The sequence below is a fragment of the Microbacterium yannicii PS01 genome, from assembly GCF_000304335.1.
In the GTDB taxonomy this organism is placed as follows: domain Bacteria; phylum Actinomycetota; class Actinomycetes; order Actinomycetales; family Microbacteriaceae; genus Microbacterium; species Microbacterium yannicii_A.
In genome coordinates this window covers 1-2,748 of sequence record NZ_CAJF01000066.1, presented here as the reverse complement: position 1 = coordinate 2,748, position 2,748 = coordinate 1, and the positions used below count along the sequence as shown (strand labels likewise).

The window sequence follows — 2,748 nt, the reverse complement described above, 5'->3', positions numbered from 1 at the left end:
GCCGCGCGCGCGGCAGCTGCAGCCGCTCGGTCATCTCGCGGTGGGTCGCCTCGGTGGCCGTCGCGGTGAGAGCGAGCCGTGGAACCCCAGGGAACCGCTCGGCCAGCGCGCCCAGCGCGAGGTAGTCGGGGCGGAAGTCGTGACCCCATTGCGAGACGCAGTGGGCCTCGTCGATCGCGATGACACTGAGTCGGCCCCGGGTGAGGAAGCGCAGGGTGGTCTCGGTGTTGAGCCGCTCCGGAGCGACGTAGAGCAGGTCCAGCTCACCCGCGAGGTAGGCCCGCTCGACCGCCGCGCGCTCGGGCGGCGCCTGCGTCGAGTTGAGGTAGGCGGCACGCACGCCGTTGGCCACGAGCGCGTCGACCTGGTCGTGCATCAGGGCGATGAGGGGGCTCACGACCAGACCGGTCCCCGGCCGAACCAGTGCCGGCACCTGGTAGCAGACGCTCTTGCCGCCACCGGTCGGCATGAGCACGACGGCGTCCCCGCCCGAGATCACGTGCTCGACGATCGCATCCTGCTCGCCCCGGAAGGCGTCGTACCCGTAGACCTCGTGCAGCACGATCCTCGGGTCGGTGCCGGTGAAGTCGCGCCGAGGTCCGGTGCTCTCGAAGGGCGAGTCGACGAAACCGGTCGCCACGCGCTGAGGGTCGGGCGGAGGGGACCAGCCGTCCGCCGGCGGAGCCCACGCGTCGTCGGGCGGCGGGGCGTCCGCGTCACTCCAGGCGAGGTCGGCGTACGGGTCGCCGTGCGGAATCGTCACGCGTTCCAGGGTAGGCGAGGGATCCGACGGCGGCCTGGCCGCGGCATCCGATCTGTGCTCATCCTGACCACGGGATTCCCTGGGGGGGAGCCGCCGCGCGGGCCGCATGCGCAGGGGACTTCGCCTTCCGCAGGACGAATCCAGCGGCATTCCTCCGGTGAAAACACGATTCTCCTGCGGAGCGCCGCTCCCGACGCTCAGCACCACTTCCGGGCGATGGTCGTCACGACGGTGAGGTTCCGGTTGGTCGCGACTCCGAGCAGTTTCGCCGCACCCAGCGGATCCACCGCGCCGGCCTCGTACCCGGGCCGCAGCAGCGCGTGCGCCGCACGCCCGCGCACGACCATCTCCCCGGCGGGAGTGGACGTCGCTTCCACACGCTCGATCGCGTCGGCCGGCGGCGCATCCCTCATCAGGTACACGTAGTGCCGGGCCAGTCCCGGATGCTCGGCGCTCAGCTCGGCGGCATCCCGCGCGATCGCGGCGAACTCCGCGGTCGTGAAGACGATGGCCGGCACCTCGAACCCGCGATCCGCCGCGAACGCCTTCTCGAGCGCCGCCTCGATCTTCGCGCGCGAGCGCAGCGGCGTCGTGAACCGGACGTTGCCGGTGTTGATGTGCGTCTCGACGTCGGTGAAGCCGACGCTCTCGACGACCCGACGGATGTCGTCCTTGGGGAACTTCCTCGTCGGCCCGAGGTTGATGGCTCGCAGGAACGCCAGGTAGGTCGGCATGCCGCCATCATCGCGGATGCCGGAGACCGCGGCATCCGTTATCGTCGTCGACATGCAATGCCTGTGACCTGCCTTCGTCACCCTCTTCATGATCCGGATGCCGCAGCCCGGCGTCCGTGAAAGGCATCGCATGTTCCCCTCCTCCGAGTCCCTGCCGCTGCACGGCAGGACCGCCCTCGTCACCGGCGTCTCGCGGCGCCGCGGCATCGGCTTCGCCGTCGCCCTGCAGTTCGCGCGTCTGGGCGCCGACGTCTTCATCCACCACTTCCAGCCCCACGACGTGCGCCTTCCCTGGGGCGGCGACGACCTCGACGCCGTGCGGAGGGAGCTTCGCGACGCGCTCGCCGCCGGTGCGTCGTTCGGGGACATCTCGGCCGACCTGCGGGACGCGGCATCCGGGATCGTCGTCATCGAGGCGGCGCGGGCGTTGACCGGCCGGCTCGACATCCTGGTCTGCAACCACGCGCAGTCGGGGGATGACGGATCTCTCCTCGACATGACGCCGGAGCGGCTCGACGCCTTCTGGCAGACGAACGCTCGCTCGACGATCCTGCTGACGCGGGAGTTCGCGGCACTGCACGCTCCGGCACCCGATGCACCGGATGCCCGCCCCGGTGAGCGCGTCGAGCGCCGCGGACCATTCCGCGAACCGACGGGCCGGGTCTTCTGGATGACGTCGGGCCAGATCCACGGCCCGATGCGCGGCGAGGTCGCCTATGCCGCGAGCAAGGCCGTGCTCGCGGGCCTGACGAAGACGGTCGCCGCCGAGCTGCTCGACCTCGGGATCGTTCTGAACACGATCGATCCCGGGCCGGTCAACACCGGATACCTCGACCCCGAGACGACGGACCGGCCGCTCGACGAGATCGAGGCGTGGATGCAGGCGACGCCGTTCGGCCGGTACGGCGAGCCCGCCGATCCGGCGCGGCTCATCGGCTGGCTGGCGACGCCCGAGGGCGCCTGGGTCGTCGGACAGGTGCTGACCTCGGACGGAGGGCTCGGGCTCGGCTGAACCGGCGTCGCGCCCGGTCCCGCGAAACGGGCCCGAGAGCAGGTTGGCTCGACGACACTCAGCGTCGGTCGCCGCACACGGGCGGCATCCGTCCCATGCAGCCTGCTCGAAGGCACGATTCCCGCGGACGCAGGGACGACGGCGGCGATCGGACCAGCCTGGCCGACTTGCCGAGAACAGGTGCTCTGGCTAGGGCAGGTCGATACGGCCTGGATCGGCCTCCCTCCGCCAGAACACCT

General features: G+C 71.1%; 3 protein-coding genes. 1 reads left to right on the top strand and 2 read right to left on the bottom strand.

Going from position 1 to position 2,748, the window contains the following annotated elements:
- Both WYM_RS18790 and WYM_RS18785 read right to left on the bottom strand, forming a co-directional pair.
- Positions 1-763 (bottom strand): DEAD/DEAH box helicase (locus tag WYM_RS18790; protein WP_019182389.1); only part of this gene is annotated, 763 nt, incomplete at its 3' end.
- 197 nt (positions 764-960) lie between these two features.
- A complete protein-coding gene (locus WYM_RS18785; RefSeq protein WP_019182388.1) occupies positions 961-1,551 on the bottom strand; it encodes a DUF1697 domain-containing protein in 591 nt (196 codons plus the stop codon).
- A gap of 76 nt (positions 1,552-1,627) precedes the next feature.
- Here WYM_RS18785 and WYM_RS18780 point away from each other — a divergent pair, with 76 nt between their 5' ends.
- Positions 1,628-2,509, top strand: a complete 882-nt coding sequence (locus WYM_RS18780; protein ID WP_019182387.1) for an SDR family oxidoreductase — start codon at positions 1,628-1,630, stop codon at positions 2,507-2,509.
- The last annotated feature ends 239 nt before the right edge of the window (positions 2,510-2,748 follow it).